Genomic DNA, 24663 nt, shown 5'->3' on the forward strand with positions numbered 1-24663 from the left:
TCGGCCCATCGAGTGTGCTGTGACGGCGCATCGGTGGCACCGCAGGATCGATGTTCCACTCATGGAAGAACCTGGAGGTAACGATGCAGCGCATGACCCCCTTCGCCCTGATGCTGGGCCTGGCCCTGGCCACCACCGCCCACGCCAAGCCCGAGAAAGGGCAGGTGAAGTTCGACGCCAACGCACCGGTGGCCGAACAGATCCGCAACGTTGAGACGGCGATCAACAGCGAGGACTACAGCGAGATCGGGCTGGAAGACAAAAGCCGCGTGCAGCAGGCGCTGGGCCGCATCAAGATCAAGATGGGCGACCACGAACGCGTGGAGCAGGTCAGTCCGCAGGACCGCACCGAGATCTTCAACGACCAGGAAGTGATCAACACGATCATGACCCGCGCCCACGCCGACAGCCGCATGGTCTGCCGTCGTGAACGCACCACCGGCAGCAACATGCCGCAGAGTGTCTGCCTGACCGTGGCCCAGCGCCGCAAGGCGCAGGAAGACAGCCGCAAGGCGCTCAACGACAACCAGCGCTTCAACAACTACAAGCCCTGATCGCTGCCGGACCGGTCGCATGCCGCCATCGGTCACCCTGCCGTGCGTCCCTTGTGGGCGCATCGGCGGAATCGTAAAGTCGAGACCCTATTCATGGACGAACATGGAGCTCGTCATGTACCGCAATACGACACTTGCCCTGATGCTGTCGCTCGGCCTGGTAGCCACCGTGCAGGCCAAGGCGCAGAAGGACACCGTGCAGATGGATGCCTTCACCCCGGTGTCCGAGCAGATCCGCCGCGTTGAAACGGCCATGGGCAGCGAGGACTACAGCGAGATCGGGCTGGAGGACAAGAGTCGCGTGCAGCAGGCACTGAACCGGATCCGGATCAAGATGAATGGCCGGGAGAAGGTGGATGAGCTGGCCCCGCAGGAGCGCAACGACCTGTTCAACGAGCAGGAGATCGTCAACACCATCATGACCCGCGCCCAGGCCGACAGCCGCATGATCTGCCGCCGCGAGCGCCTTACCGGCAGCAACATGCCGACCAGCGTCTGCCTGACCGTGGCCCAGCGTCGCAAGGCCCAGGAAGACAGCCGCCGGGCGCTGACCGACCAGCAGCGCATCAGCCGCTGACCGCTCGCCGAGGGGGCTTTTGCCGGTGTCGGCCCTTCGGTACGAAATGTTAAGAATGGAACCTGTATCGTTCAGCAGGTAGACGTCGCGTCCACCCACGCAGGGGCATCCTGAGCGGGTGGGCCTGGCCCCCCGACGACCCTTCAAGAACCAGAGGTCCCAGTGCGCATTCTCGTAATCGAAGACAACAGCGACATCGCCGCCAACCTTGGCGACTACCTTGAGGATCGTGGCCACACCGTGGACTTCGCCGCCGACGGCGTGACCGGCCTGCACCTGGCCGTGGTCCACGAGTTCGACGCCATCGTTCTGGACCTGAACCTGCCGGGCATGGATGGCATCGAAGTGTGCCGCAAGCTGCGCAACGAAGCGCGCAAGCAGACCCCGGTGCTGATGCTGACCGCCCGCGACTCGCTGGACAACAAGCTGGCTGGTTTCGATTCCGGCGCCGATGACTACCTGATCAAGCCGTTCGCGCTGCAGGAAGTGGAAGTGCGCTTGAACGCGCTGTCGCGCCGCGGCAAGGGTGTGCAGACCCGCGTGCTGGAAACCGGCGACCTGGAATACAACCTGGACACGCTGGAAGTGCGCCGCCAGGGCAAGCTGCTGCAACTCAACCCGACCGCGCTGAAGATCCTGCAGGCCCTGATGGAGGCCGCGCCGGCCGTGGTCACCCGCCAGGAGCTGGAAACCCGCGTCTGGGGCGAGGAGCTGCCCGACTCGGATTCGCTCCGTGTCCACATCCACGGCCTGCGTGCGGTGGTCGACAAGCCGTTTGAAGTGCCGCTGATCCAGACCCGCCATGGCATCGGATACCGCATCGCCACCCCGGAAGCCTGATTCCGTGGCAACCAAGGGGGAGCGCCGGCGTTCGCCGTATCGGCGGCGCCTGCGCAGCCGCATCATCGTCTCGTTCGTGTTGTTGGGCTTCTGCCTGACGACACTGTTCGCGTTTGCCACCAACTGGGCCCGCATGCGCGTGGAAAACCAGCTGGTGGAAGACGTGATGAACCGCAACATCAACGAGTACGTGCGGCGGTTCTACGAGAGCCCGGATCGCAACCCCGACCTGCCCGTGCAGCAGATGCGTGCGCGCCTGATCAAGCCTGACAAGTTTGACGCGCTGCGCGAGGAAGAGCCGGACTGGTATGAGTTCAAGGATGGCCTGTACAACATGGGCGGCGTGGACGAGCGCGGCCAGCGCTATTCCTACAAGCTTGCCGTGCGCAAGACGCCCGACGCCTGGGCATTCCTGGCCTACGACATGACCGACAGCGTGCGCGGTGGGCAGCAGCTCAACCGCGCGCTGGTGCTGTCGGTGCTGGTGTTCAGCCTGTTGTCGCTGGTGCTGGGCTGGTGGTCGGCATCGAAGGTGATGAAGCCGGTTTCGGACCTGGCCGCGCGGCTGCGTGCCTATCGCGGCGGCACCAGTGATCCCGAGCCGCTGGCGCCGCGTTTCCCCGATGACGAAGTGGGGCAGCTGGCGCAGGCGCTGGATGATTATTCGTCGCGACTGACCGAAGTGGTGCAGCGCGACCGCGAGTTCAATGCCGACGTCAGCCACGAACTGCGCACGCCGCTGGCGGTGATCCGTGGCGCCACCGAACTGCTGCTGACCCGGCCCGGCCTGGATGAGAAGGTGCTGCAGCGGCTACAGCGCATCCAGCGCGCCGAACAGCAGTGCAGCGACCTGATCGGCGCGCTGCTGCTGCTGTCGCGCAACGAGCGCGGGCAGGGCACCAGCAACGTCGCGCGCGTGGCCGAACAGCTGCTGGACGCCCACCGCGCGCAGCTGGGTGGCAAGCCGCTGGAGCTGGCGCTGGAAGGCGAGCGCAACCTGGTGATCGATGCGCCGGAGGCGGCCTTGTCGGTGGCGCTGGGCAACCTGATCGGCAACGCGGTGAAGTACTCGCAGGATGGCGAAGTGCGCGTCTTTGTCGGCAGCAATTCAGTGTCGGTGACCGACAGCGGCCCGGGCCTGAGCGAAGAGGACGCCGCCAAGCTGTTCCAGCGCGGCTATCGCGGCACGCATGCCGGCCATTCGCAGGGGGGCGGCATCGGCCTGTCGATCGTCAGCCGCCTGTGCGATCTGTACGGCTGGCAGGTCAGCGTGCGCCCCGGTGGCGAGCGCGGCGTGATCGCCACGCTGACGTTCTCGCCGAAGCCGTTGTAAGGGCCCCTGCTTGGGTGGGTGCTCCACTTGTAGAGCCGAGCCTGCGCTCGGCTGCCGTGGCTTCCCGAAGCCGAGCATAGGCTCGGCTCCACAGCGGGTTCGTGTCGCGCCCTCTGTCGCTTGTGCCATCGAATTCCCCTCGCAGGAAGGATGGGCCAGAAGCCCAACACGACATCACCGTGACCGTTGCCACGTAGCGCGTGTGTCCGCATGCACGCATTCGTACCCTCAGCGGCGGCTTGAGAATTTCCTTACAGATCACAACGCTACGTGATGGCCAGATGGGGCGGCCGGGGCAGGTGCCCTGGCCGGGATTGGCGTCCTGAAAAAAACCTTCAACTCAAGCGCTCCGGGTGGGCTGCGGCTCATCATGGAAAATGCATCGCCTGCCTCGTTTCGGCGGATGGTGCGTGGGGATTCATCAGAATCCGCTGGAGTCTTTTTCCTCGCGCTTGAGTTGTTGGGTCTCCGGTACGCCAACCCGCACCGTCCGCCACCTCGCATCCGCAGGTGGCTCGTCGTCTGCGAGGAGATTCACCATGTCCGCACGCCCCGTGTTCCCCCAACTGTACGCACTGATCGGCGAAGCCGCTGACCTGCTGCCGGCCGACGTCGCCGCGCGCATCGAAACCCTGCTCGATGATCCCAAGGATCTGCTGCCTGCGCTGCTTGCCCGCATGGACGGCCGCGATGCCGCCGACGGCCGGCGACTGGAAGCGCAGGGCCTCAGCCCTGCCCAGGCGGCCACCATGGCCGGCCTCAGCCGCACCCTGGCCGGCTTGAATGCACTCATGCAGGTGCTGCACGCCGCCGAAGCCGCCCGCGAACAGGGCGGTGCCCACCAGCAGCTGAGCCCGGATGTCGTCGACGGCCTGCTGCTCGGCGCACGCGAACTGGCCCGTTATGCCCGCCTGCAGCTGGAGTAGGTCCACGCCACGCGTGAATGCAGAACGCTTTGTAGAGCCGAGCCCATGCTCGGCTTGATGATCGCAGCCGAGCGTGGGCTCGGCTCTACAGCAGTTCCACGCTGGTGCAGGGTAAATCGCCGCAATGCGCGGATGCGCTTCGGTAGTGCCGGTCGCTGGCCGACAGCCAGGCCTCAGCCCCCAGCCAACCCCAGATACCGCTCATGCACCCGTTCCACCTGCGCCTGCAGGTCCTCCGGGTGACCATCGTTGACCACTACATCATCGGCCAGTGCCAACCGCTGCGCGCGGCTGGCCTGGGCGGCGATCATCTTGTCGGCCAGCGCGGCGTCGATGCCGTCGCGCTGCATCAGCCGGGCGTGCTGCACGGCTTCGGGCGCATCCACCAGCAATACCCGGTCCAACCACGGGTAGGCTTGCCGCCCACCGACCTCAGTCAGCAGCGGAATGGCGGCAATCGCATAGGGGCTGGCGGCCTGCGCGCATTGCTGTTGCATCAGCAGGCGGATGGCCGGGTGGGTGATCGTTTCCAGTGCCGCCCGTTCGGCCGGGTCGGCGAATACGTGGGCCCGCAGGCGCGCCCGGTCCAGGCTGCCATCCGCCTGCAGCATGCCGGCGCCGAAGCGCTCGGCGATACGGTCAAGGGCTGGGCTGCCGGCGGCAACCACCGCGCGGGCGGCCAGATCGGCGTCGGCCACCACGATGCCCAGCGCCTCGAAGCGCCGGGTCACCTCGCTCTTGCCGGCGGCAATGCCGCCGGTCAGGCCAACCACATAGCGGCTCATGGGGATTCCCCTCAGCGCAGTCCGCTCAACACCAGGTACTGCTCCACCACGGGCGCGCCCCACATGAAGTACAGCCAGCCCGCGATGGCCAGGTAGGGGCCGAACGGGATCGGCGTGGCGCGGTCACGGCCCCGGGTGTACAGCCAGATCGAGCCGATGATGGCGCCCAGCACCGACGACAGCAGGATGATCGGCAGGATGCCCTTCAGCCCGCACCAGGCGCCGAGCGCGGCCAACAGCTTGAAATCGCCGTGGCCCATGCCTTCCTTGCCGGTCAGCTGCTTGAACAGCCACCAGACCATCCACAGCGACAGATAGCCCACCGCCGCGCCGACCAAGGCAGGCTTGGCCGGCATGTACAGGTTGTCGATGTTGCCTATCAGGCCCAGCCACATCAGTGGCAGGGTCAACTGGTCGGGCAGCAGCTGGGTGCGCAGGTCGATGCCGGACAAGGCGATCAGGAAGCAGGTCAGCACAATAGCGCCGAAGCCCTGCCAGCCGAAGCCGAACTGCCAGACGCAGGCCAGCACCAGCACCGAGGTCAGGGCCTCGACCAGCGGGTACTGCAGCGAGATCGGCGCCTTGCAGTGGCGGCACTTGCCGCCCTGGATGATCCAGCTGAACAGCGGGATGTTCTCGTACCAGCTCAGCTTGTGCTTGCAGTGCGGGCAGTGCGAGGGCTCGACCACGATCCCCGGTGGTGGGGGCTCGTAGAAGTCCGGTTCTTCCAGGACCTCGCGCGCATCGCGCTTCCACTGCCACTCCAGCCGCTTCGGCAGGCGCAGGATGACGACGTTGAGGAAACTGCCCAGCAGCAGCCCCAGGGCGGCCGCGGCGGGGTAGCCGAGGCCGGGATGCTGGTCGAGAAATGCCATGTATGCGTCAGACCACCGATGCCAATTTGAAGATGGGGAGGTACATGCCAATGACCAGGCCGCCGACGATGATACCAATGAACACCATGATCATCGGCTCGAGCAGGCTGCTCAAGGCATCAACGGCATTGTTGACCTCCTGCTCATAGTACTCGGCCACCTTGAACAGCATGGCGTCCAGGGCGCCCGCCTCTTCACCGATACCCGTCATCTGGATGACCATGTGTGGGAACAGGGCGGTCTGCTTCATGGCCATGTTGACCGGGTAACCGACCGAGACGTCATCGCGCATGCGCAATACGGCATGCTCGTAAACCGTATTGCCGGTAGCGCCTGCAACAATGCCCAAGGCTTCTACCAGCGGTACGCCAGCCTTGAAAGTCACAGCGGTCGTGCGGGCAAAGCGGGCAATCGAGCTGTTATGCATGATCTGGCCAATGACTGGCACTTTCAGGATCAAGCGATCCATCCCGTGCTGCATCTTCGGCGAGCGTTTGTAGGCCATGGTGAAACCTACGATGCTGCCGATGACGATGATCGCGATCAGCCACCACCAAGAGACCATGAACCGGGATGCGGCTACAATCATCTGAGTAAATGCTGGCAGATCAGCGCCAAATCCCCTGAAGACGTCCTCAAATTGCGGAACCACCCAGATCAGCAGGATCGAGCTGACCAAGAGCGCTACCGCAATGACCATTGCAGGGTAAAACAGAGCCTTTTTTATCTTGCCCTTCAGGGCTTCGATGTTCTCTTTGTAGTTGGCCACGGTATCAAGCACCGTCTCCAATACACCGGCGCCTTCACCTGCACGCACCAGGTTGCGATAGAGCTCGTCGAACTGCACCGGATACTTGCTGATTGCCTCATGAAGGGACGATCCGCCCTCGATATCGGTGCGGATGCCGTCCACCATCTTCTTCATGCGCGGGTTCTTGTGCCCGCTGGCGATGATGTCCAGCGCTGAGACGATCGGCACACCGGACTTCATCATCGTCGCCATCTGGCGGCTGAAGAATGCAATGTCCTTCGGCGAAATCTTGCTGCCGGCTGCGCCGAACAGTGGCTTGGGCTTTAGCTTGACCGTGCCCGGGGTGATGCCTTGGCGGCGCAGCTCGGCCCGCAGCAGATTCGCGTTTTTCGCGGCCTGCTCCCCTTTCATCTTCACACCCCGCTTGTCCGTCCCCTCCCAGACAAACGGCTGCAGGTCCGTGGTGCTGCGCGCCACGGGCTCCTTCTTGATCGCACTGCGACTGACAGACATATCGGCTCCCCAAGACCCGCCATCCCCAGGCGGGCGTCTAGCCGTCGATGGTAGCGGGTTCGTGCCCGTCTGGGCAGTTGTTGGGGGCACCATCATGCGAATTCGTGCCGGGTGCCGACCAAAGGTGACGCACTGCGTCACATTGCCGCGTCCATCGCAGATTCGCATCCGGGGGGTTCCCATCCGTGAAATAGCTGCCATCATGGGCGCGGGGAAATCCAGGGGGAGGCGTGCCGGGGTTGGCACGCAACCTGCGTTGATCCACCCGCAGGGGGCAGGACCCGCTCAGCTGACCACTGGTCAGACCGATCCTGACTTCTGAAATCAACCACCACTTATCTTGGGGATGTACCAAATGAAGAACCAGAAGGGCTTCACCCTTATCGAACTGATGATCGTTGTTGCGATCATCGCCATCCTGGCTGCCATCGCGCTGCCGGCTTACCAGGACTATGTGGCACGCTCGCAGGTTTCCGAAGCGATGACCCTGAGCTCGGGTGCCAAGACCGCTGTTACCGAGTACTACGCCGACAAGGGCGCCTTCCCGACCACCAATGCAATGGCCGGCCTTGCTGGCGCGTCGTCGATCAACGGCAAGTACGTGGCCAGCGTGACCGTTGGTGCCAACGGCGTGATTACCGCCAAGATGAAGGGCTCGGGCTCGGTGAGCTCCAAGGTCGCCGGTCGCGACTTTGCGCTGGTCCCGGCAGACGCTGGCGGCTCGATCACCTGGGACTGCAAGGGCTCCGCCACGACCATCGACGCCAAGTACCGTCCGTCGTCCTGCCGCTAATCGCGCAGACGGCATAGCGGTATGGGGAAAGGGCCGCTTTGCGGCCCTTTCTTTTTGGGGCAAGGGGAGTTCTATTCGATGCGAAGTGTGCCTGCTCAGCGACTGCTGCCTCTGGTGGGTCTTGTCCTGCTGGCGCTGCTGGGTGTGGGCGTCTACTGGAATGGCTTGAATGGGGGGTTCATCTTTGATGACTTTCCCAATCTGGTGGACGATCCGGATTGGCGCTTGACCTCGATGGACTTTACTTCCATCGCGCAGGTCATGGGCAACGGGGTCACGGGCGACGTGGGCCGTCCATTGGCAATTCTCAGTTTCGGCCTGAATTACTACTTTACTGGCTTGGCGCCTTGGCCGATGAAGGCGACCGGGTTGGCTCTACACCTCCTGAATTCAGTGCTGGTGTTCGCCCTGGCGTCCATGCTGATCAGGCGAGTGCTCAGCATTTCGTGGTCACAGGTGCGCTTGACGGCCTTCATGGTCGCCACCGCGTGGATGGTTCATCCATTGCAGGTGTCTACCGTCCTTTATGTCGTGCAGCGCATGGAAATAGGAGGGGCGACGGGAGTCCTGATCGCGCTTCTCTGCTATCTCAAGGCGCGCGGCAGCGCTCCCTGGTCCCGGGCGTCGTTGCTCTGGTGGTGCTGTGCGGTGTTCGGAGCCGGGATTGGCTTGGGCTTCAAAGAGACCGCGATACTCATTCCAGCTTACACACTCTTGATCGAGGTGTTTCTCCTCAAGTTCCGGAATCCGGATGGAACACGCGCGCGCGCAATTTCCCTCCTATATGCCTTTGGAGCGATAGGGGCGATCTTTCTATATTTCGCAGTGATTCTGCCTGGCGCCCTGGCGCCGGAACGCTACTCGGCACGTGATTTCAGCTTGGCAGGCCGGTTGTACTCGCAACCGGCGATTCTGCTGAACTACCTTCAGCAGATCATGCTTCCCTGGCCCGAGTCGTTGAAGTTCTATTACGACAATGCACAGGTCCCGCCATCCTGGCGTTCAACTACTTTCATAGTTCCGGTGCTGGCGCTGGTCGCGCTGTCGACAGCGGCTTGGGGGCTGCGCAAGCGCTGGCCCCTGACGGCACTTGGCATCGGATGGTTCTTTGCCAGCCATTTGCTGACCAGTAACGTTGTGCCGCTGGAGTTGGCATTTGAACATCGGAACTACCTGGCAATCGTGGGTATCGCTCTTGCCCTGGTGCAACCACTGGCCGCGGTGATGCAGAGGTGGACCGTTGAGGCACGCCGTACGGTAGGGGGAGTCCTGCTGCTTTTTGTTGCGGCCATGGGGTGGATCCAGGTGCAGACGTGGGCAGATCCAATGCGCCTTGCTCTCACGTTGTCCAACCGTAATCCTGATTCTTCGCGGGCCGGTTATGAACTTGGACGAGCACTGCTGGCATCGGCCCCCGCCGATCCTGCCTCCCCGGCCTGGGCGCTGGCTGAGAAGGAGTTCACGCATGCGGCCTCATTGCCCGGTAGTTCGCCACTTCCCGAGCAGGCACTGATCATTCTCAAGTCGCATCAAGGGCGGGCGCAGCCCCGGGAGATATGGGGTTCACTTGAGCGGAAGATATCCAGGCGGTCATTGGGACCACAGGAAGTCGGGGCGCTTGAAGCGATCGTCGCATGCCGGGTTGAGGGGGGGTGCAGGCCAGTTGAAGAGCAGGCACTGTTTGCTCTGTTGTCGACCGCAACTGCAGAGAATCCTCGATCGTCGAGGGTCCGGGTAGTGTTCTCCAATTACGCCTTCAACGTGATGAAAGATCCGTCTCTAGCGATGAGGCTCATTCGTGAGGCCGTGCAGATCTCGCCGGAGGACCTGGGATGCCGGCTTTGGTTGCTGAGGATGGGATTGGCATCGAACTTGCTTCAGGTCAGTGAGGCTAGGCAAGGATTGGGGATCCTGCGAGCCGTCAATCATCGCCATGCATATGACCGGGACATTGAGGGCCTGGAGCATTGGCTGGTGGCGAGCCAACAAACAACAGGGGAGTAGTACATGAATCAGCGTGGATTTTCCTTGATCGAACTCATGATCGTGGTTGCTATCATCGCCATCCTGGCGGCAATTGCGCTGCCGGCCTACCAGGACTATGTTGCTCGAGGACAGGTAGCTGAGGGGCTCTCGTTGTCGACCGGGGCCAAGGAGGCAATAGCCACCTACTACTCCGACCATGGGCAGTTTCCTGCCGACAATCGCGCCGCGGGCATGGCTGCTCCAGGGTCGGTATCCGGAAAATTCGTCCGATCGGTGACCGTTGACGGTACCGGATCGATCTCGGTGGCCTTTGCTTCTTCGGCCAGCGCGAAGGTCGCCGGACAGACACTAGTTCTTACCGCGAGCGATACCAACGGGGCGGTGAACTGGTCTTGTGGAGGGTTGGACGCCCGGTATGTGCCCACATCCTGTCGCTAGACGACAGTCCGGTTCCGGGGCTTGAACGAGAGTTCAGGGGTGATTTGAGCGTGTCGCCTCTAGAAGAAGCGCTTCCATCTGAATGGCTCGCTCTTCCCAGTCGAAGGCCCTCAGGGCGGTACTGGAAAGCGGCATCTGAAGCTGAAGATCGATGGATTCTACGAGATCATTGATGTCGCCGGGGGCGTATACGCGTATTGCGCCCCCGCCGATCCGTCGTGTGTCACCAACGTCTGAGGCGACGATCGGCACACCACAGGCAATCGATTCCGCTAGCTTCAATGGGTAGCAGAAACGCCCAAACCCTGAATTGCGATTGCAGACTACTGATACATCGAGTGAATTGATTAGTAACGGGACCTGCTTCCAGCCGATGACGCCGAAATCGATGATCCTGGGATGTGGGTAGCGGTGAAGGGTGGCATCCCTGGGGCCGGCAATGACGAGGTGGATGTCGGGGTGGCGCTCTGAAAGTGTCTGGAATGCTCGGAATAGATCTTCAATCCCCCTGCTTTGATCGAGGGCGCCGGCACAGCCAATTAGGCGAGCCTTCACGGGAAGACCAAGCATCTCCCTGCTGACACGTTTGTCGATCGGATGAAACAGATCCCGGCGGACTCCGTTGCCAATGACATGTACTGGGATAGGTGTTGAAAGGGTGGATTTCACGTGATCAGCCAGGGCATGTGTTACTGCGCTGATTGCCTTTGAGCCCGCACATGCGCGACGGAACGCGGCGCGCATGCCTGGGATCCGGCTGAGTCCGAAAGATTCGTAATTGTCGTAGAGATCTGCAACGTGAGGAGTATGGATGTGCTTCGCCAAGCTTGCACCGAGCACGGTGCATGGTGCATCAGAGCTTGTCAGGAGGACATCGATAGGGTGCTGCTGGTGAAGTCGCCTGATAGCACGTTCTAACTGGATGGTCTCGAGTGAAAGAGCGTTGATGGAACGCCATTGAACCCCTGCCGCAGACAGGAAATTCCCGGAATCTCGATGCCGATAGCTCAGTGCGATTCCGCTGATGGCATGCCCACGGCGCGCAAGTGCTTCCGGGATTTCCCAGAGTCGGCCATAGCGGTCGTCGATGAGGTCGCGTCCGGTGTACTGCCGCTTGCTGAGCATGAGGACATGCATGGACTGACCTGTATGGAAAATCAGATGGGTAGTGCATCATCATGGGCCAGTTGAAGGTGGGAAGTCACCTGCGGGGGGGGGGGCATGGGATTTGCAACAGCGCTGAGGCAGGTGGGTAATCAGCTGCGCATCGGGGAGCGGCCGGGCTGGGTGCAGAGCATGCTGCGCCGCCTGTTCCGTCGGGCCCGCGGGCGGCAGACCGTACGCGATTTCGATGGCCGGTTCATCATGACCCTCGATCTTGCCGAGCATATGCAGCGTCGCATGTTCTGGATGGGCTACTACAACCTTCGCCTCGTCTCTCTCCTCGACCGTCTCCTCGAGCGGGGAATGACCGTGATCGATGTGGGTGCCAACATCGGGGAGATTAGCCTGGTCTGCGCGAATCGAGTGGGCAGTGCCGGTCATGTCGTCGCATTGGAGCCGATAGCCGGGATTGCTGACGAATTGCGATTGAATGTGCGGCGCAATGGGCTGCAGGGGATAGTGCAGGTCCATCAGCAGGGCTTGGCGGGAGAGGTTGGCCGGCAGGCGATCTATGCGTCCTACGGACAGCATGATGTGGATGAAGTTAATCTGGGGCTGGGGAGCCTGCATGGAACCGAGGGCGTCGACCAGCGCATTGGAATGGTCGACATCACGACGCTGGACGAACTCGTACGGCGTATTGGCCTGTCACGGCTGGACCTATTGAAGGTCGACATTGAAGGCGGTGAGTTGCCCTGTCTGCAGGGGGGGATCGAAACGCTACGACGCTTCCTGCCGATAATTGCGGTGGAAGTGCAGGAGCGCTCCAGCCTGGCCGCTGGATACCATAGTCGGGAGATTCTGGAGCTGCTATCGCCATTGGGCTATCGCTTCTATCGCTTGGAGGCGAGGCGGCGGTTGGTTCGGATCGGTGTTCAGGATCTGCGTGACTATCAGGATGTGATCTGCATTGCAGGGCCGGTCCGGGCCTTGGAGGTTGCATGATCTGGCTGCTGGCCAGCCGCTGGGAAGCCGGCGGATTGGAGCGCGTGCAATTGAACCTCGCGCGTGGCTTCAAGAAGAGAAAATGCTCGGTGAGTATCATCGCCGGGCGTGATCTGAATGGGCCGGGTGACAATGGTGAAGTGACGTTCATCGCTCCGCGCGGTGCCTGGCAGATGCTCCTTGGATTGCCCTTGCGCATCCGACGTGAGCGGCCACGCGTCGTGGTCACTACCTCCAACGACATTGCGGTATGGGTCACCTTCTGGCGCCGCATTCTCTATCCTTCTACGGCAGTCGTTGTGGCTCAGCATCTTTCGCTGTCAGGGCCCAGGCGGGCGGCTCGTGGGTTTGTCAGGCTCAAACTGGAATTGATTCGTTGGGCGATGCGGGGCATGCTGACGCGGTCCCAAGGTCTGGTCGCTGTTTCTGTGGCGTTGGCGGCAGAAATGGCGTCTGAGCTGAAGCTCCCTCGCTCCGGAATACGAGTGATTCACAACCCGTTGGTCAGTACGGAGGGTGTGCAGGCAAGGCACATTTCTCAGGCGTGGCCCTTCCCGCATGACGATGTTCCGGTTTTTATCTATGCGGGGCGCCTTTCACCGGAGAAGCGCCTCGATCTTCTTTGGGAGGCATTTGTGCTGGTGCGAGCCACCCATCCGGCACGTTTGCTCATACTGGGACAGGGGCCGGAAGGTGCGCGTGTGGCCCAGTGGATTGAGAGGAGCACACTCCAGAGCGACTGCGCTCTGCTGGGGCGGGTGGAGGATGCGCTGCCCTGGATGGCCCGAAGCACGGCGCTGGTGCTGCCGTCAGACTACGAAGGGTTTGGCAATGTCCTGGTCGAGGCCATGAGCTGCGGCGTTCAGGTGATTGCTACCGACTGCCCACACGGTCCGTCGGAAGTCCTGGGCGGCGGTCGGTTTGGTCAACTGGTGCCTGTGGGAGATGCGCATGCATTGGCCCAGGCCATGAGGAATGTGCTGAATGGAAGGCGGCAGGTGGCTGCTGAAGATCTTCGCGAACGTAGCAAGGCATTCTCCATCGATGCAGCCTGTGAGGCGTATCTGGAGCTCTTCAGCTTGGCAATTGAGCGGCTTCAGGGCCGGGACTGAAAATCACAGTCAACCATGCGGCCATTGCCATCAGTGCTTCGGCGACGATGATCATCCAAACCGCTCCCAACAGTCCGTGTGCAGGAATCCAGGCTGCGGCGATCAAGGTCATTATCACCAGCCCGAGAGTCTCGATGACGAATCGATGCATTTTCTTGCCACGTCCAATCAGCACATTACAGGCGATTTGGCGCAGGCTGTAGCCGATGATGAACAGGCCCATCCATTGCAGGCCGGGAATGGCAGCAGAGAACTCAATACCGAGCACGGAGGGCAAGATGCTGGCGGTACACCACAGCACGAGGCCCCCCAGCGTTCCATACGCCGTCGCGACCAAGATCATTGAAACGATCAGGTGTAGATGCTGGGGGGACACTGGTTGCGCACGGAACAACCGCGGCATCGCTGACATGACCATTGCATCGAGTGGCATCGCAATTACCGCCGCGATGCGATAGCACGCAGCATACAAGCCGGCTAGCTCGCTTCCACCTGCATGCAGGACGAGCGATTTATCCAGCGTAGTCACGGCAACGGCAGAACTCCAGGCAGCGGCGTGTCCCGTGCCATGAGCCAGATCGCTGCGTCCGATCTGCAGGTGTGCTGGGCCGGGGCGCAGTATTCGCCGGACCAGCATGAGGGCCAGCACCGCGCTGCATGCCGAAGAGGCCAGGTGCAGCAATAGATAGGTCGTCAGGTTGTGGTCGACCGGTAGCAGCCCGAAGATGCAGATGGCTGCAAGCCTCATGCCTGCGTTCAATGCGGGAAGGGCAGCGGCCCAGCCCAAACGATCATTGGCTGAAAATGCGAATGCAGCATTGGTGACGATGGGGAATGCGATGATCTCCGAAAGCGCGACAAGGCCGAGTGCGGGCCACGACATCAAGCCAGCGGTCAGTAGAGAAAAGGCCAAGGAAAGTGGCGCTGCGCTCAGGGCGCAGAGCACAAGGCTCTGCTTCCAATAACGGGGAAACTTCCCGTGGTCCGCAGTGCTGTATTGGTACATCAGCATGCCGCTGCCCAGCCCGACTAGGCCGGCAAGAGCCGAGGCCGTGCCAACCGTGCCGGAGAACAGGCCGTAGTCGGTTGCCCCCAAAACGCGAGCGCCGAGGATGATCCATGCAGCCAAGCACGCCATCCGCATGCCCTGCCAGAACATCACCAGGATCGAGGTCCTAGCAAGGTTGCCAAGGCGCGGTAGCCTAGCGGACATTCTGGGGCTCCATGATGGCGCGTAGTCGCTTCGCATAGTCTGCGGCGACTTGCGAATGGTCGAAGCGAGCTACCAGCTCAGGTCGTTGTGCGTGTGCCCACGCTTGCGCCTGTTCCGGTGCACTCAGCAGTTCGATGAGTACGCTTGCAAGCGAAGCTGAGGATCGTTGCGTGGCCAGATAGCGAGGCGGGCCCGCTGGAAATGCATCACGTACTGCCGGCACGTCCGTGGTCACGACCGGGCAGCCGCAACCGAGAGCTTCCACAGTAACCAATCCAAGCCCTTCCTGATCTCCGTTGCGGGCCTCGACGAAGGGAGCGACGAGCGTAGTCGCACGTTGGTAGTAGGCGGGAAGCGCGTTCTGTGTCACCGGACCGACGAAACGGACGTGCTTTTGCAGACCTAATGCTGCCACCTGAGCTTCCCGTTCTGGTAGTTCCGGCCCGTGTCCGATGACGGTGAGGAAGACCTGGGAATGACGAGCCAGAACGAGTGGCAAAGCATCAATCAGGTACGTCAATCCCTTCTTCTCGACCAGTCGTCCGACGAACAGCAGTTCGTTATGTGCCCGCTTCACTGGGGAGGGGACAAAGCGATGTTGAAGGTCCACGCCCATTGGCGAAACCGCCAAGGGAAGGTTCGCCGCTAATGCGCGGAAGGGCGCCACCATCGCCTGACTGACGACGCTGGCCGCTTGTGCGCGAGCTAGGGAGAATCGTTTCACGGCCGAGAGAAGCCGCCCCTTCAGAGAGAAGAGATCTCCGCCATGAGATGTAATCAGCATCGGGGGGCGGAGGCGTCTTGGCAGCAGCGCGCTTGTGAGTCCCTGCGGAATGATCCAGTGTGCATGCAGCACTTCGTGACGATTTCGCCGCAGCTCGCGTTGCAATGCCCACCACTGACACAGCAGGAACGTGGGCAATAGTGCAAGCATCCAAGGGCGGCGGCGCAAGTTGGAGGTGATGCCACCACCATTGACAAGTTGCTCCATGCCTTCCGGCGCGTAGCGATAGCGAATGACCTGTACACCGTCCAGTTTCTCTTGGGTGGCGGCGCCAGGAGCGTGAGGACATAGCACAGTGACCCGGAAATCACCGGTCAGATGCCGGCTGAGGGCGTGCACGAACCCAGGCTCGGTGTCTCCTTCCCACCGCGGATAGGTGGACGCCACGACCAGCAGCCCCGGAAGAGAGGCGGTCTGCATGCCTCCCTCAGTCACTCGGTTGAGTCCTTCCGCGATGCAAGGTAGGTAAGGCCGGTGATCTGCTCCGATACCAAGCCGATAAGGAAGATGATCACCGATGCGCTGAACAGCAGTGTGCTCATGTTGGTGAAGCGATGCATGGTCGCGAATGTATACCCGTAGTAACCCAAGCCCAGAAGGAAGAAGGCCAGCGCCACCGGCGCGAACAGTTTCAGGGGGGAGTACAAGGTCGCAATCTTGAAGATGATCAGCAAGAAGCGGATTCCATCCTTGATCGGACGAATATGGCTACCGTTCCCCACACGCTTCGCGACAGGAATGGGAACATAGGCAACAGGGTAGGCGCTTCGGAAGAATGCCATGGTGCTGGTCGTTGGGTAGCTAAATCCGTTAGGCAGCAAATGCAGGAACTCGCGGAAGCGTCGCGCGCGTACCGCACGGAAGCCCGAAGTCAGGTCCATTACTTTGAAGCCGGTCATATGGCTGGCCAGCCAGTTGTAGAATCGATTGGCAAGGCCGCGGTGAACGTTGGCTTGGCCGCTGCTGTCGCGAGCGCCGACGACCATGTCGTAGCCTTCGGATAGCTTATCCAGCAATGCCCGGATGTGGGCCGGGTCATGCTGCCCATCGGCATCCATGAACACCAGAATGTCTCCACAGGCTGCACGTGCGCCACGTTTGATCGAGGCACCGTTACCCATCGAATAGGGGCTGGAAAGCACCCGAACACCTTGTTCCCGCGCAATTGTTGCGGTGGCGTCGGTGGAGCCGTCATCGACTACGATGATCTCTGCAAGTGGGTACTGCAAACGAAGTTCCGGCAGCGTGCGAAGAAGGCCTTCGGCTTCATTCTTGGCCGGCAGGATGATGCTGAGCTGATTCAAAGTGTGTCCCCATTTTCCCCGGTGCAATGGTACTCCGCTGCGGTGCCTGAATGGGAAGGAGCGGAAGGAAAGGCACGGGTCAGACCTCCTCCAACCTGAAGTAGTCTGAGGAGCGGCTGTAGACGAAAGCGATGTGGAAACATGTGACCAGAAGGGATGTTGGCAGGCCGTTGACGGGGCTATCATCCCCGGGGGAGTCAGGATCGTGCCTGCCGGGCTGGGAGTGCCGGGCGAGGCAGTCATGCTGAAGGATTGGCGTCGTCGTCGGCCATCGGGTCGCGGCAGGTTCTGCTGCCCTGTGCGGTGCCTCTGGAAGGCGCGCCGCACTGCCTGACCCATGATGAGCCAAGGATCCATATGAACGCCGTAACCACCGCCAATCTCGTCGGCATCACCGGCCTGGCCCGTCGCCTGGTCCAGGATGGTGCGCTGGACGAGGCTTCCGCCCGCGACGCCATGGCCAAGGCCGCTGCGGCCCGCCAGCCGCTGCCGACCTGGTTCGCGCAGAACAAGGTGGTCGGGGCGGCCCAGTTGGCGGCGGCCAACGCGGTCGAGTTCGGCATGCCGCTGTTCGACGTGTCCACGTTCGACGCCAGCCAGAACGCGATGAGCCTGGTCAGCGAGGAGCTGCTGCGCAAGCACAACGTGCTGCCGCTGTTCAAGCGCGGCGGCAAGCTGTTCGTGGGCACCAGCAACCCGACCCATTCGCTGGACGAGATCAAGTTCCACACCAACCTGGTGGTGGAGCCGATCCTGGTGGATGAAGACCAGATCCGCCGCACGCTCGAGCAGTGGCATGCCAGCCATGACACGCTGGGCGACGCGCTGAGCGGTGACGACGATGGCATTGGCAACCTGGATGTGTCCGGCGGTGACGAAGACATTTCCGGAGCCGGCGACTCCGGCATCGATGCCAAGGGTGATGACACCCCGGTGGTGAAGTTCGTCAACAAGGTGCTGGTGGACGCGATCCGCAAGGGCGCCTCGGACATCCACTTCGAGCCCTATGAAGACGACTATCGCGTGCGCCTGCGCATCGATGGCCTGCTGAAGATGGTGGCGCGCGCGCCGGTGAAGCTGAACCAGCGCATCGCCGCGCGCCTGAAGGTGATGGCGCAGCTGGACATCGCCGAGAAGCGCGTGCCGCAGGACGGACGCATCAAGCTCAACCTGTCCAAGACCAAGCAGATCGACTTCCGCGTGAGCACGCTGCCGACCCTGTTCGGCGAGAAGGTGGTGCTGCGTATCCTGGACGGCAGCGCGGCCAAGCTGGGCATCGACAAGCTGGGTTACGAGCCGGACCAGCAGAAGCTGTTCCTGGACGCCATCCACAAGCCGTACGGCATGGTGCTGGTGACCGGCCCGACCGGTTCGGGCAAGACGGTGTCGCTGTATACCGCGCTGGGCATCCTCAACGACGAGACGCGCAACATCTCCACCGCCGAAGACCCGGTGGAAATCCGTCTGCCCGGCGTCAACCAGGTGCAGCAGAACAACAAGCGCGGCATGACCTTCGCCGCGGCACTGCGCTCGTTCCTGCGACAGGATCCGGACATCATCATGGTCGGCGAAATCCGCGACCTGGAGACGGCCGAGATCGCGATCAAGGCGGCGCAGACCGGCCACATGGTGCTGTCCACGCTGCACACCAACGATGCACCGCAGACCATCGCGCGCCTGATGAACATGGGCATCGCGCCGTACAACATCACCAGCTCGGTGACGCTGGTGATCGCCCAGCGCCTGGCGCGCCGGTTGTGCAACAACTGCAAGCGCCCGGCCAACCTGCCAGAGCACGCGCTGCTGGCTGAAGGCTTTACCCAGGCGCAGCTGGATGCGGGTATCGAGCTGTACGAGGCGGTCGGCTGTGACGAGTGCACCGAGGGGTACAAGGGCCGCACCGGTATCTACCAGGTGATGCCGATGACCGACGAGATCGCCACGATCGTGCTGGCCGGTGGCAATGCGTTGCAGATTGCCGAGGCCGCACAGCAGATCGGGGTGAACGATCTGCGCCAGTCGGCGTTGAAGAAGGCGGCGGCGGGTGTCACCAGCCTGGCCGAGATCAACCGCGTTACCAAGGATTGAGGTAGAGCCGAGCCTATGCTCGGCTGATGGTTCGAAGAGCAGCCGAGCGTGGGCTCGGCTCTACAGTAGATCTGCGTCGTGCGTGGATGGGGTGGCCCGCGTCGGGCCCTCCTTACTCCATCCCCAGCTTCTTCAGCTTGTAGCGCAGCGCGCGGAAGGTGATGCCCAGCTGCGCGGCGGTGCGGGTCTTGTTCCAGCGGTTTTCTTCCAGTGCGCGCTGGATGGCGCTGCGCTCGAGCTGTTCAATGTACGAGGGCAGGGCGGCGCTGCCGGGCTGCAGGTCCACCACGGCTTCGGCGTGCGCTGCGCTGCCGGGCGTGCGCGGGGCATGCTGCGGCAGGCGCAGGTCGTCGGCGCCGATGCGGTCTTCTTCGGCCAGGGCCAGCGCGCGTTCCAGGATGTTCTCCAATTCGCGCACGTTGCCAGGGAAGGCGTACTGGGCCAGTGCGTCCAGCGCCGACGGCGCCAGCAACGGCGTCGGGCGGCCATGGCTGCGGGCCAGCCGTGCCAGTACCGATGCGGCCAGTTCCGGCAGGTCCTGGCGACGCTCGCGCAGCGGCGGCACCCTCAGTTCGATCACGTTGATGCGGTAGTAGAGGTCGTGGCGGAAGCGCCCGTCCTCGACCAGCTCGGCCAGGTCCTTGTGGGTGGCCGAGAGGATGCGCACGTCCACCGGCTCCTCGGTAGCCGCGCCCACCGCGCGCACTGATTTTTCCTGGATCGCGCGCAGCAGCTTCACCTGCATCTGCAGCGGCAGCTCGGCCACTTCGTCGAGGAACAGGGTGCCGCCATGCGCGGCCTGGAACAGCCCGGGCTTGTCGGCGTGGGCGCCGCTGAAGCTGCCCTTGCGGTGGCCGAAGAATTCGCTTTCCATCAGCTCGCCGGGAATGGCGCCACAGTTGACCGGCACGAACGGGCCGGTCGCGCGGGAGCCCTGGGCATGGATGGTGCGTGCGACCAGCTCCTTGCCCACGCCGGATTCACCGAGGATGTAGACCGGCGCCTGGCTGCGCGCGACCTTGCCGATGGTGGTGCGCAGCACGTCCATGGCCGGCGAATCGCCGAGCAGGCGTGCGCCCTGTTCGGCGGCGGGGCCGGGCGCGGGGCGCTCGGTGTTGTTCAGTTCCAGCGCGTGCTTGACCAGGCCGCGCAGCACGGCGATATCCACCGGCTTGCTGACGAAGTCGAAGGCGCCGGCCTTCAGCGCTTCCACGGCCAGGTCCATGCTGCCGAAGGCGGTGATCATCGCCACTGGCGTGCGCGGGTAGTGCTGCGCGATCTCGCTGACCAGCTCGATGCCATTGCCGTCCGGCAGGCGCATGTCGGTGATGCACAGGTCGTACGGATTGCTGGCCAGCAGTTCGCGCGCTTCGGCAAGGTTGGCTGCCGTACTGATGCGCAGCCCCATGCGGCCGAGCGTCAGTACCAGCAGTTCGCGGATGTCGCGTTCGTCGTCGACGACGAGGGCGCTGCGGGTTTCGTTCATGGGCGTGAAAGATAAACGAGGGGGCTGGAAGCGACAAATGTTTGACGCACAGAATCGAGATCAGGTGGGCAACAGCGTATGCGGGCCGGGCAGCACCAGGCGGAAGCAGGAGCCTCCAGCGGGAACCGGGATGTAGTCCAGCCGCGCCTGGTTGGCCCGGCACAGCTCGCGGGCGATATACAGGCCCAGCCCGGTGCCATGCTCGGACGTGGTGAAGAACGGCCGGAACAACTGTGCGGCCACGCTCTCGGGAATACCGGGGCCACGGTCCATCACGTCGATGACCGCACTGCGCTCGTGCTGCGCCACGCGCAGGCGCACCCGCGCCGGCTGCTGGCCGATGCGCCCGTACTTGAGCGCGTTGTGCACCAGCACGGTCAGCACCTGGTAGAGGTGCTTGGTGTCGACCTGGGCCAGCACCGAGGTGTCGTTGATGATCGGCTCGATGCTGTCGGTCTCCAGCGTCTGGCCCTGCTTGTACTCCAGCACGAAGCGGCGCACGAAGGCGGCCAGGTCGACGTTCTCCGGCGTGGCGCGCTCGCGCCGGGCCAGGCCCAGCACGCTTTCGACGATGCCGTTGGTGCGCTGGCACTGCTGGCGGATGATCTGCAGCAGGCGGCGGTCGCTTTCGTTGAAGCCGGTGCCTTCTTCCAGCAGCTGCACCGCGTAGTTGATCGCGGCCAATGGGTTGCGGATCTCGTGGGCGAGGCTGGCCGAGAAGCGGCCCATCGCCGACAGGGTGAGCGATTCGGCGCGGCGCGAGACCACGCTGGAGTCGTCCAGGAACACCAGGGCCAGGTCGCTGCCGGCCAGCAGGCGGGCAAAGCGCGGCTGCACTTCGGGCTGGTCGGGGTTGAGCTGCAGCGGTAGTTCGTCCTGCGCCCAGCCATTGCGCCAGCGCTGCAGGCGACGGGCGAGTTCCGGGGCGGCGCTGGCCAGGTCCAGGCGGCCGCTTTCGCCGCTGCCGTCGTTGTCACCGAGCAGCATCGCGGCGGCCTCGTTGGCCAGGGTGACGCGGTTGTCGGCGTCGACCACCAGCACGCCGGTACGCATGCGGCGGATGATCAGCTCGTTGATCTGGAACAGGTTGGCCACTTCATCGCCGCGCTGGTTGGCCAGCTGCTGGTTGCGGCGCGCGCGGCTGCCGACCTGGTAACTGATGAAGGCCAGCGCCAGGTAGCTGGTGGCGAACATGGCCAGTTCGGCCAGGGTGCGGGTGGGATCGCCGCCTTCCAGCAGCTTCCAGGTGTACTCCACGCCGGTGGCGAGGCTGGCGGCCAGCGCCAGGCCCAGCCCCAGGCTGAGCGGGAGCAGGGTGGCGGCGGCGGCGATGTTGAACAGCAGCGACATCGAGATGCCGGCGCTGGCACCGGGCAGGGCATGCGACAGCAGGGTGGCGGCGACGATGTCCACCAGCACGCCACTGACCACGATCGGGCGCAGCCAGCGTTCGTTGCGGCCGATCACCAGGGCCAGCAGGGACAGCACCAGGTAGATGGCGGCGACGGTGTCGGCCAGCCGCGGATGGTGGGCTTCGCCGACCATGGCCGACAGCGGGCTGTAGAGCAGGGCGGCGATGACCGAGGCGATCAGCACCCGGTACAGCGCGAAGAAATACAGCTCACGCCGCGGAATCGATTCGATGCGGTCGATCAATGAAGCACTGGGTGACACGCCGGAACTCCCCTTCTGGCTGCCTGGGTCTGGAATCTGCGGCAGGCCTGCCCGGCGTCCCCTGAGGCCGGGCGGGCACGTCGCTTCGATGTGGCCTGCGGTGGAAGCGGTCGAGCAACCCCGACGCGACACACCCTGGCTGACCAGTATAGGGCCCCAGGCAGGGCGCCGCCGGAGCCGCCCGGATCGCGCATTTGGCCCGGGATGGATACCGGTGGCCAGTGGGCCGCCGGGCGCAACTGCCTGAATGACGGCGGAAATCTGGCCGCGTCTGGCGTTTTGTACAGACTTCTTTGCGCCCCGGCGCCGGCTCGGCCACAATAGTGGGCCCGCCGCGGTCCATGCCGGCGCCCCGCCGGGGCCCTGAGGAATTGCGTGCGGTCGTTCCTATTCCCACGGTGACGCATGAATTTCCACGAATACCAGTCAAAACAACTGCTTGCCGAGTACGGCATCCCGGTCCCGGCCGGCAAGGTCGCTGCGACCCCGGACGAAGCGGTTGCCGCTGCCAACTCCCTGGGCCAGGGCCCCTGGATGGTCAAGGCGCAGATCCACGCTGGCGGCCGCGGCAAGGCTGGCGGCGTCAAGTTCTGCAAGACCACCGACGACGTGAAGGCCGCTGCGGCCAAGATGCTCGGCACCAAGATGGCCACCTACCAGACCGCAGGCGTTGAACTGCCGGTCAACCTGGTGCTGGTGACCACCGCCGGCGAGATCGTCAAGGAACTGTACCTGTCGGTGCTGGTCGACCGTGGCACCAAGACCATCACCTACATCGCCTCTTCGGAAGGCGGCGTGGAAATCGAGCAGGTCGCTGCTGAAACCCCGGAGCTGATCCACTCGCTGAACGTCGACTTCGTCGAAGGCGTGCAGGGTTACCACGGCCGTGATTTCGGCTTCAAGCTGGGCCTGACCGCCAAGCAGGCCGGCCAGTTCGCCAGCATCATGGTGAACCTGTACCGCCTGTTCAACGAAAAGGACCTGGCCCTGGTTGAAATCAACCCGCTGGCCATCCTGGACGACGGCAACCTGTACGCGCTGGACGGCAAGTTCGACAGCGACGACAACGCCGCGTTCCGCCAGAAGGCCCTGGTCGCCATGCGCGACAAGACCCAGGAAGATCCGACCGAAGTGATCGCTTCGGAGCTGGACATCAACTACGTCACCATGGACGGCAACATCGGCTGCATGGTGAACGGCGCCGGCCTGGCCATGGCCACCATGGACGTCATCAAGCTCAACGGCGGCGAGCCGGCGAACTTCCTGGACGTGGGCGGCGGTGCCAACAAGCAGCGCGTCATCGAAGCGTTCAAGCTGATCCTGTCCTCGGACAAGGTCGAAGGCATCTTCGTCAACATCTTCGGCGGCATCGTCCGCTGCGACATGATTGCCGAAGGCATCATCGCCGCCGTGAAGGAAGTGGGCGTCAAGGTTCCGGTCGTGGTGCGCCTGGAAGGCACCAACGTGGAAGAAGGCAAGCAGCTGCTGCGCGACAGCGGCATGGCCATCATCCCGGCTGACAACATCAACGATGGCGCCAAGAAGATCGTTGAAGCTGTCAAGAACGCTGCCTGATTCGACACCAAGGAATTCCCATGTCTGTTTTGATTAACAAGAACACCAAGGTGATCGTGCAGGGCTTCACCGGCCAGCAGGGCACCTTCCACGCCACTCAGATGATCGAGTACGGCACCCAGGTTGTTGGCGGCGTGACCCCGGGCAAGGGTGGCACCACCCACATCGATCTGCCGGTCTTCAACACCGTTGCCGATGCAGTGCAGAGCACCGGCGCCAACGCTTCGGTCATCTACGTGCCGCCGCCGTACGCGGCCGACGCGATCCTGGAAGCCGCAGCTGCCGGCATCAAGGTCATCGTCTGCATCACCGAAGGCATCCCGGTGCTGGACATGCTGCGCGTCAAGAACGTGCTGACCCGTTCGCATCCGGACACCGTGCTGATCGGGCCGAACTGCCCGGGCGTCATCACCCCGGGTGAGTGCAAGATCGGCATCATGCCGGGCCACATCCACCAGCCGGGCAAGATCGGCATCGTGTCGCGTTCGGGCACCCTGACCTATGAAGCGGTCAAGCAGACCACCGAAGTCGGCCTGGGCCAGTCCACCTGCATCGGCATCGGTGGTGACCCGATCAACGGCCTGAACTTCGTCGACTGCCTGAAGCTGTTCAACGAAGACCCGCAGACCGAAGGCATCATCATGGTTGGCGAGATCGGCGGTGACGCTGAAGAAGCCGGCGCCGAGTACATCAAGAACCACGTGAAGAAGCCGGTCGTCGGTTTCATCGCCGGTGCGTCGGCTCCGGCCGGCAAGCGCATGGGCCACGCGGGCGCGATCGCCTCGGGCGGCAAGGGCACTGCCGAAGGCAAGTTCGCCGCCATGGAAGCTGCCGGTGTTGTCACCGTCCGCTCGCCGGGCGATCTGGGCGCTGCCATCGCCAAGCTGGTGAAATAAGATCGACTGCCTCCGGCAGACGATGCTGTAGAGCCGGCCGCTGGCCGGCCG

General features: G+C 63.1%; 22 protein-coding genes. 13 read left to right on the top strand and 9 right to left on the bottom strand.

The features are described from left to right. Positions 1-83: 83 nt before the first annotated feature. From ACUVWL_RS00950 to ACUVWL_RS00970, 5 genes are all read left to right on the top strand, one after another. Positions 84-554 carry a hypothetical protein gene (locus ACUVWL_RS00950; RefSeq protein WP_014648207.1) on the top strand — a complete coding sequence of 157 codons (471 nt, stop codon included), beginning with the start codon at positions 84-86 and terminating at the stop codon, positions 552-554. A 115-nt stretch (positions 555-669) separates the two neighbouring features. Next, positions 670-1131 carry a hypothetical protein gene (locus ACUVWL_RS00955; protein WP_014648206.1) on the top strand — a complete coding sequence of 154 codons (462 nt, stop codon included), beginning with the start codon at positions 670-672 and terminating at the stop codon, positions 1129-1131. A 162-nt stretch (positions 1132-1293) separates the two neighbouring features. Next, positions 1294-1971 carry a response regulator transcription factor gene (locus ACUVWL_RS00960; protein WP_005410804.1) on the top strand — a complete coding sequence of 226 codons (678 nt, stop codon included), beginning with the start codon at positions 1294-1296 and terminating at the stop codon, positions 1969-1971. Continuing rightward, positions 1934-3304 (top strand): sensor histidine kinase, encoded by a 1371-nt coding sequence (locus ACUVWL_RS00965; protein WP_032957212.1) that lies wholly within the window; start codon positions 1934-1936, stop codon positions 3302-3304. The genes ACUVWL_RS00960 and ACUVWL_RS00965 overlap by 38 nt, the downstream gene beginning before the upstream one ends. A 539-nt stretch (positions 3305-3843) precedes the next feature. Continuing rightward, on the top strand, positions 3844-4230 hold the full coding sequence (locus ACUVWL_RS00970; RefSeq protein WP_075076075.1) for a hypothetical protein: 387 nt from the start codon (positions 3844-3846) through the stop codon (positions 4228-4230). A 173-nt stretch (positions 4231-4403) separates the two neighbouring features. Here ACUVWL_RS00970 and coaE read toward each other — a convergent pair whose 3' ends face one another. Genes coaE through ACUVWL_RS00985 form a run of 3 tightly spaced genes read right to left on the bottom strand, consistent with a single transcriptional unit; the run spans position 4404 to position 7154 of the window. Continuing rightward, positions 4404-5015 carry a dephospho-CoA kinase gene (gene coaE, locus ACUVWL_RS00975; protein ID WP_032957216.1) on the bottom strand — a complete coding sequence of 204 codons (612 nt, stop codon included), beginning with the start codon at positions 5013-5015 and terminating at the stop codon, positions 4404-4406. Between the two features lie 11 nt (positions 5016-5026). After that, positions 5027-5890 carry a prepilin peptidase gene (locus tag ACUVWL_RS00980; protein ID WP_005418626.1) on the bottom strand — a complete coding sequence of 288 codons (864 nt, stop codon included), beginning with the start codon at positions 5888-5890 and terminating at the stop codon, positions 5027-5029. A 7-nt stretch (positions 5891-5897) separates the two neighbouring features. Continuing rightward, positions 5898-7154, bottom strand: coding sequence for a type II secretion system F family protein (locus ACUVWL_RS00985; protein WP_262224781.1), 1257 nt, complete (start codon positions 7152-7154; stop codon positions 5898-5900). 355 nt (positions 7155-7509) lie between these two features. On the opposite strand from ACUVWL_RS00985, the gene ACUVWL_RS00990 reads away from it, so the two are divergent. The 3 genes from ACUVWL_RS00990 (at position 7510) to ACUVWL_RS01000 (ending at position 10371) form a co-directional block, all read left to right on the top strand. Then, positions 7510-7947, top strand: coding sequence for a pilin (locus ACUVWL_RS00990; RefSeq protein ID WP_032957219.1), 438 nt, complete (start codon positions 7510-7512; stop codon positions 7945-7947). Positions 7948-8061: 114 nt separating this feature from the next. Beyond that, complete coding sequence (locus ACUVWL_RS00995) at positions 8062-9951, top strand: hypothetical protein (protein ID WP_445978752.1); 1890 nt, start codon at positions 8062-8064, stop codon at positions 9949-9951. 3 nt (positions 9952-9954) lie between these two features. After that, the gene (locus ACUVWL_RS01000; protein WP_070490395.1) at positions 9955-10371 is read left to right on the top strand and encodes a pilin; all 417 of its coding nucleotides are present in this window, start codon (positions 9955-9957) and stop codon (positions 10369-10371) included. A gap of 33 nt (positions 10372-10404) precedes the next feature. On the opposite strand, the gene ACUVWL_RS01005 is transcribed toward ACUVWL_RS01000, so the two are convergent. Then, complete coding sequence (locus ACUVWL_RS01005) at positions 10405-11496, bottom strand: glycosyltransferase family 4 protein (RefSeq protein WP_262224783.1); 1092 nt, start codon at positions 11494-11496, stop codon at positions 10405-10407. Positions 11497-11667: 171 nt separating this feature from the next. Between ACUVWL_RS01005 and ACUVWL_RS01010 the strand changes: the two genes are divergently transcribed. Both ACUVWL_RS01010 and ACUVWL_RS01015 read left to right on the top strand, forming a co-directional pair. Continuing rightward, a complete protein-coding gene (locus tag ACUVWL_RS01010; RefSeq protein ID WP_262224784.1) occupies positions 11668-12480 on the top strand; it encodes an FkbM family methyltransferase in 813 nt (270 codons plus the stop codon). Next, entirely contained in the window at positions 12477-13592 is a 1116-nt protein-coding gene (locus ACUVWL_RS01015; RefSeq protein ID WP_262224785.1) for a glycosyltransferase, read from the top strand. The genes ACUVWL_RS01010 and ACUVWL_RS01015 overlap by 4 nt, the downstream gene beginning before the upstream one ends. Here the strand turns inward: ACUVWL_RS01015 and ACUVWL_RS01020 are convergent. The 3 genes from ACUVWL_RS01020 to ACUVWL_RS01030 are packed head-to-tail and all read right to left on the bottom strand — an operon-like array spanning position 13555 to position 16893. Beyond that, entirely contained in the window at positions 13555-14751 is a 1197-nt protein-coding gene (locus tag ACUVWL_RS01020; protein WP_445978753.1) for a lipopolysaccharide biosynthesis protein, read from the bottom strand. The genes ACUVWL_RS01015 and ACUVWL_RS01020 overlap by 38 nt on opposite strands. A 43-nt stretch (positions 14752-14794) precedes the next feature. After that, positions 14795-16009, bottom strand: coding sequence for a glycosyltransferase (locus ACUVWL_RS01025; protein ID WP_445978754.1), 1215 nt, complete (start codon positions 16007-16009; stop codon positions 14795-14797). Positions 16010-16020: 11 nt separating this feature from the next. Continuing rightward, positions 16021-16893 carry a glycosyltransferase family 2 protein gene (locus tag ACUVWL_RS01030; protein ID WP_049405668.1) on the bottom strand — a complete coding sequence of 291 codons (873 nt, stop codon included), beginning with the start codon at positions 16891-16893 and terminating at the stop codon, positions 16021-16023. 357 nt (positions 16894-17250) lie between these two features. Between ACUVWL_RS01030 and pilB the strand changes: the two genes are divergently transcribed. Next, entirely contained in the window at positions 17251-18981 is a 1731-nt protein-coding gene (gene pilB / locus ACUVWL_RS01035) for a type IV-A pilus assembly ATPase PilB (RefSeq protein ID WP_049405669.1), read from the top strand. A gap of 112 nt (positions 18982-19093) precedes the next feature. On the opposite strand, the gene ACUVWL_RS01040 is transcribed toward pilB, so the two are convergent. Beyond that, entirely contained in the window at positions 19094-20467 is a 1374-nt protein-coding gene (locus ACUVWL_RS01040; RefSeq protein WP_445978755.1) for a sigma-54-dependent transcriptional regulator, read from the bottom strand. 60 nt (positions 20468-20527) lie between these two features. Continuing rightward, entirely contained in the window at positions 20528-22141 is a 1614-nt protein-coding gene (locus tag ACUVWL_RS01045; protein ID WP_049440369.1) for a sensor histidine kinase, read from the bottom strand. Between the two features lie 405 nt (positions 22142-22546). Here ACUVWL_RS01045 and sucC point away from each other — a divergent pair, with 405 nt between their 5' ends. After that, entirely contained in the window at positions 22547-23716 is a 1170-nt protein-coding gene (gene sucC, locus ACUVWL_RS01050; RefSeq protein WP_004154430.1) for an ADP-forming succinate--CoA ligase subunit beta, read from the top strand. Between the two features lie 20 nt (positions 23717-23736). Next, positions 23737-24612, top strand: coding sequence for a succinate--CoA ligase subunit alpha (gene sucD / locus ACUVWL_RS01055; protein WP_005410793.1), 876 nt, complete (start codon positions 23737-23739; stop codon positions 24610-24612). Positions 24613-24663: the final 51 nt, after the last annotated feature.

This window comes from Stenotrophomonas muris, assembly GCF_052751275.1.

What these genes read in the sequence shown, in the direction of transcription:
- ACUVWL_RS00955 (WP_014648206.1), top strand. Translation starts at nt 670, where the DNA reads ATGTACCGCAATACGACACTTGCCCTGATGCTGTCGCTCGGCCTGGTA.
- ACUVWL_RS00990 (WP_032957219.1), top strand. Translation starts at nt 7,510, where the DNA reads ATGAAGAACCAGAAGGGCTTCACCCTTATCGAACTGATGATCGTTGTT.
- ACUVWL_RS01040 (WP_445978755.1), bottom strand. Translation starts at nt 20,467, where the DNA reads ATGAACGAAACCCGCAGCGCCCTCGTCGTCGACGACGAACGCGACATC.
- ACUVWL_RS00980 (WP_005418626.1), bottom strand. Translation starts at nt 5,890, where the DNA reads ATGGCATTTCTCGACCAGCATCCCGGCCTCGGCTACCCCGCCGCGGCC.
- ACUVWL_RS01005 (WP_262224783.1), bottom strand. Translation starts at nt 11,496, where the DNA reads ATGCTCAGCAAGCGGCAGTACACCGGACGCGACCTCATCGACGACCGC.
- ACUVWL_RS01000 (WP_070490395.1), top strand. Translation starts at nt 9,955, where the DNA reads ATGAATCAGCGTGGATTTTCCTTGATCGAACTCATGATCGTGGTTGCT.
- ACUVWL_RS01010 (WP_262224784.1), top strand. Translation starts at nt 11,668, where the DNA reads ATGCTGCGCCGCCTGTTCCGTCGGGCCCGCGGGCGGCAGACCGTACGC.
- ACUVWL_RS00970 (WP_075076075.1), top strand. Translation starts at nt 3,844, where the DNA reads ATGTCCGCACGCCCCGTGTTCCCCCAACTGTACGCACTGATCGGCGAA.
- ACUVWL_RS00950 (WP_014648207.1), top strand. Translation starts at nt 84, where the DNA reads ATGCAGCGCATGACCCCCTTCGCCCTGATGCTGGGCCTGGCCCTGGCC.
- coaE (WP_032957216.1), bottom strand. Translation starts at nt 5,015, where the DNA reads ATGAGCCGCTATGTGGTTGGCCTGACCGGCGGCATTGCCGCCGGCAAG.
- ACUVWL_RS00965 (WP_032957212.1), top strand. Translation starts at nt 1,934, where the DNA reads ATGGCATCGGATACCGCATCGCCACCCCGGAAGCCTGATTCCGTGGCA.
- pilB (WP_049405669.1), top strand. Translation starts at nt 17,251, where the DNA reads ATGAACGCCGTAACCACCGCCAATCTCGTCGGCATCACCGGCCTGGCC.
- ACUVWL_RS01020 (WP_445978753.1), bottom strand. Translation starts at nt 14,751, where the DNA reads ATGTTCTGGCAGGGCATGCGGATGGCGTGCTTGGCTGCATGGATCATC.
- sucC (WP_004154430.1), top strand. Translation starts at nt 22,547, where the DNA reads ATGAATTTCCACGAATACCAGTCAAAACAACTGCTTGCCGAGTACGGC.
- ACUVWL_RS00985 (WP_262224781.1), bottom strand. Translation starts at nt 7,154, where the DNA reads ATGTCTGTCAGTCGCAGTGCGATCAAGAAGGAGCCCGTGGCGCGCAGC.
- sucD (WP_005410793.1), top strand. Translation starts at nt 23,737, where the DNA reads ATGTCTGTTTTGATTAACAAGAACACCAAGGTGATCGTGCAGGGCTTC.
- ACUVWL_RS01015 (WP_262224785.1), top strand. Translation starts at nt 12,477, where the DNA reads ATGATCTGGCTGCTGGCCAGCCGCTGGGAAGCCGGCGGATTGGAGCGC.
- ACUVWL_RS01025 (WP_445978754.1), bottom strand. Translation starts at nt 16,009, where the DNA reads ATGCAGACCGCCTCTCTTCCGGGGCTGCTGGTCGTGGCGTCCACCTAT.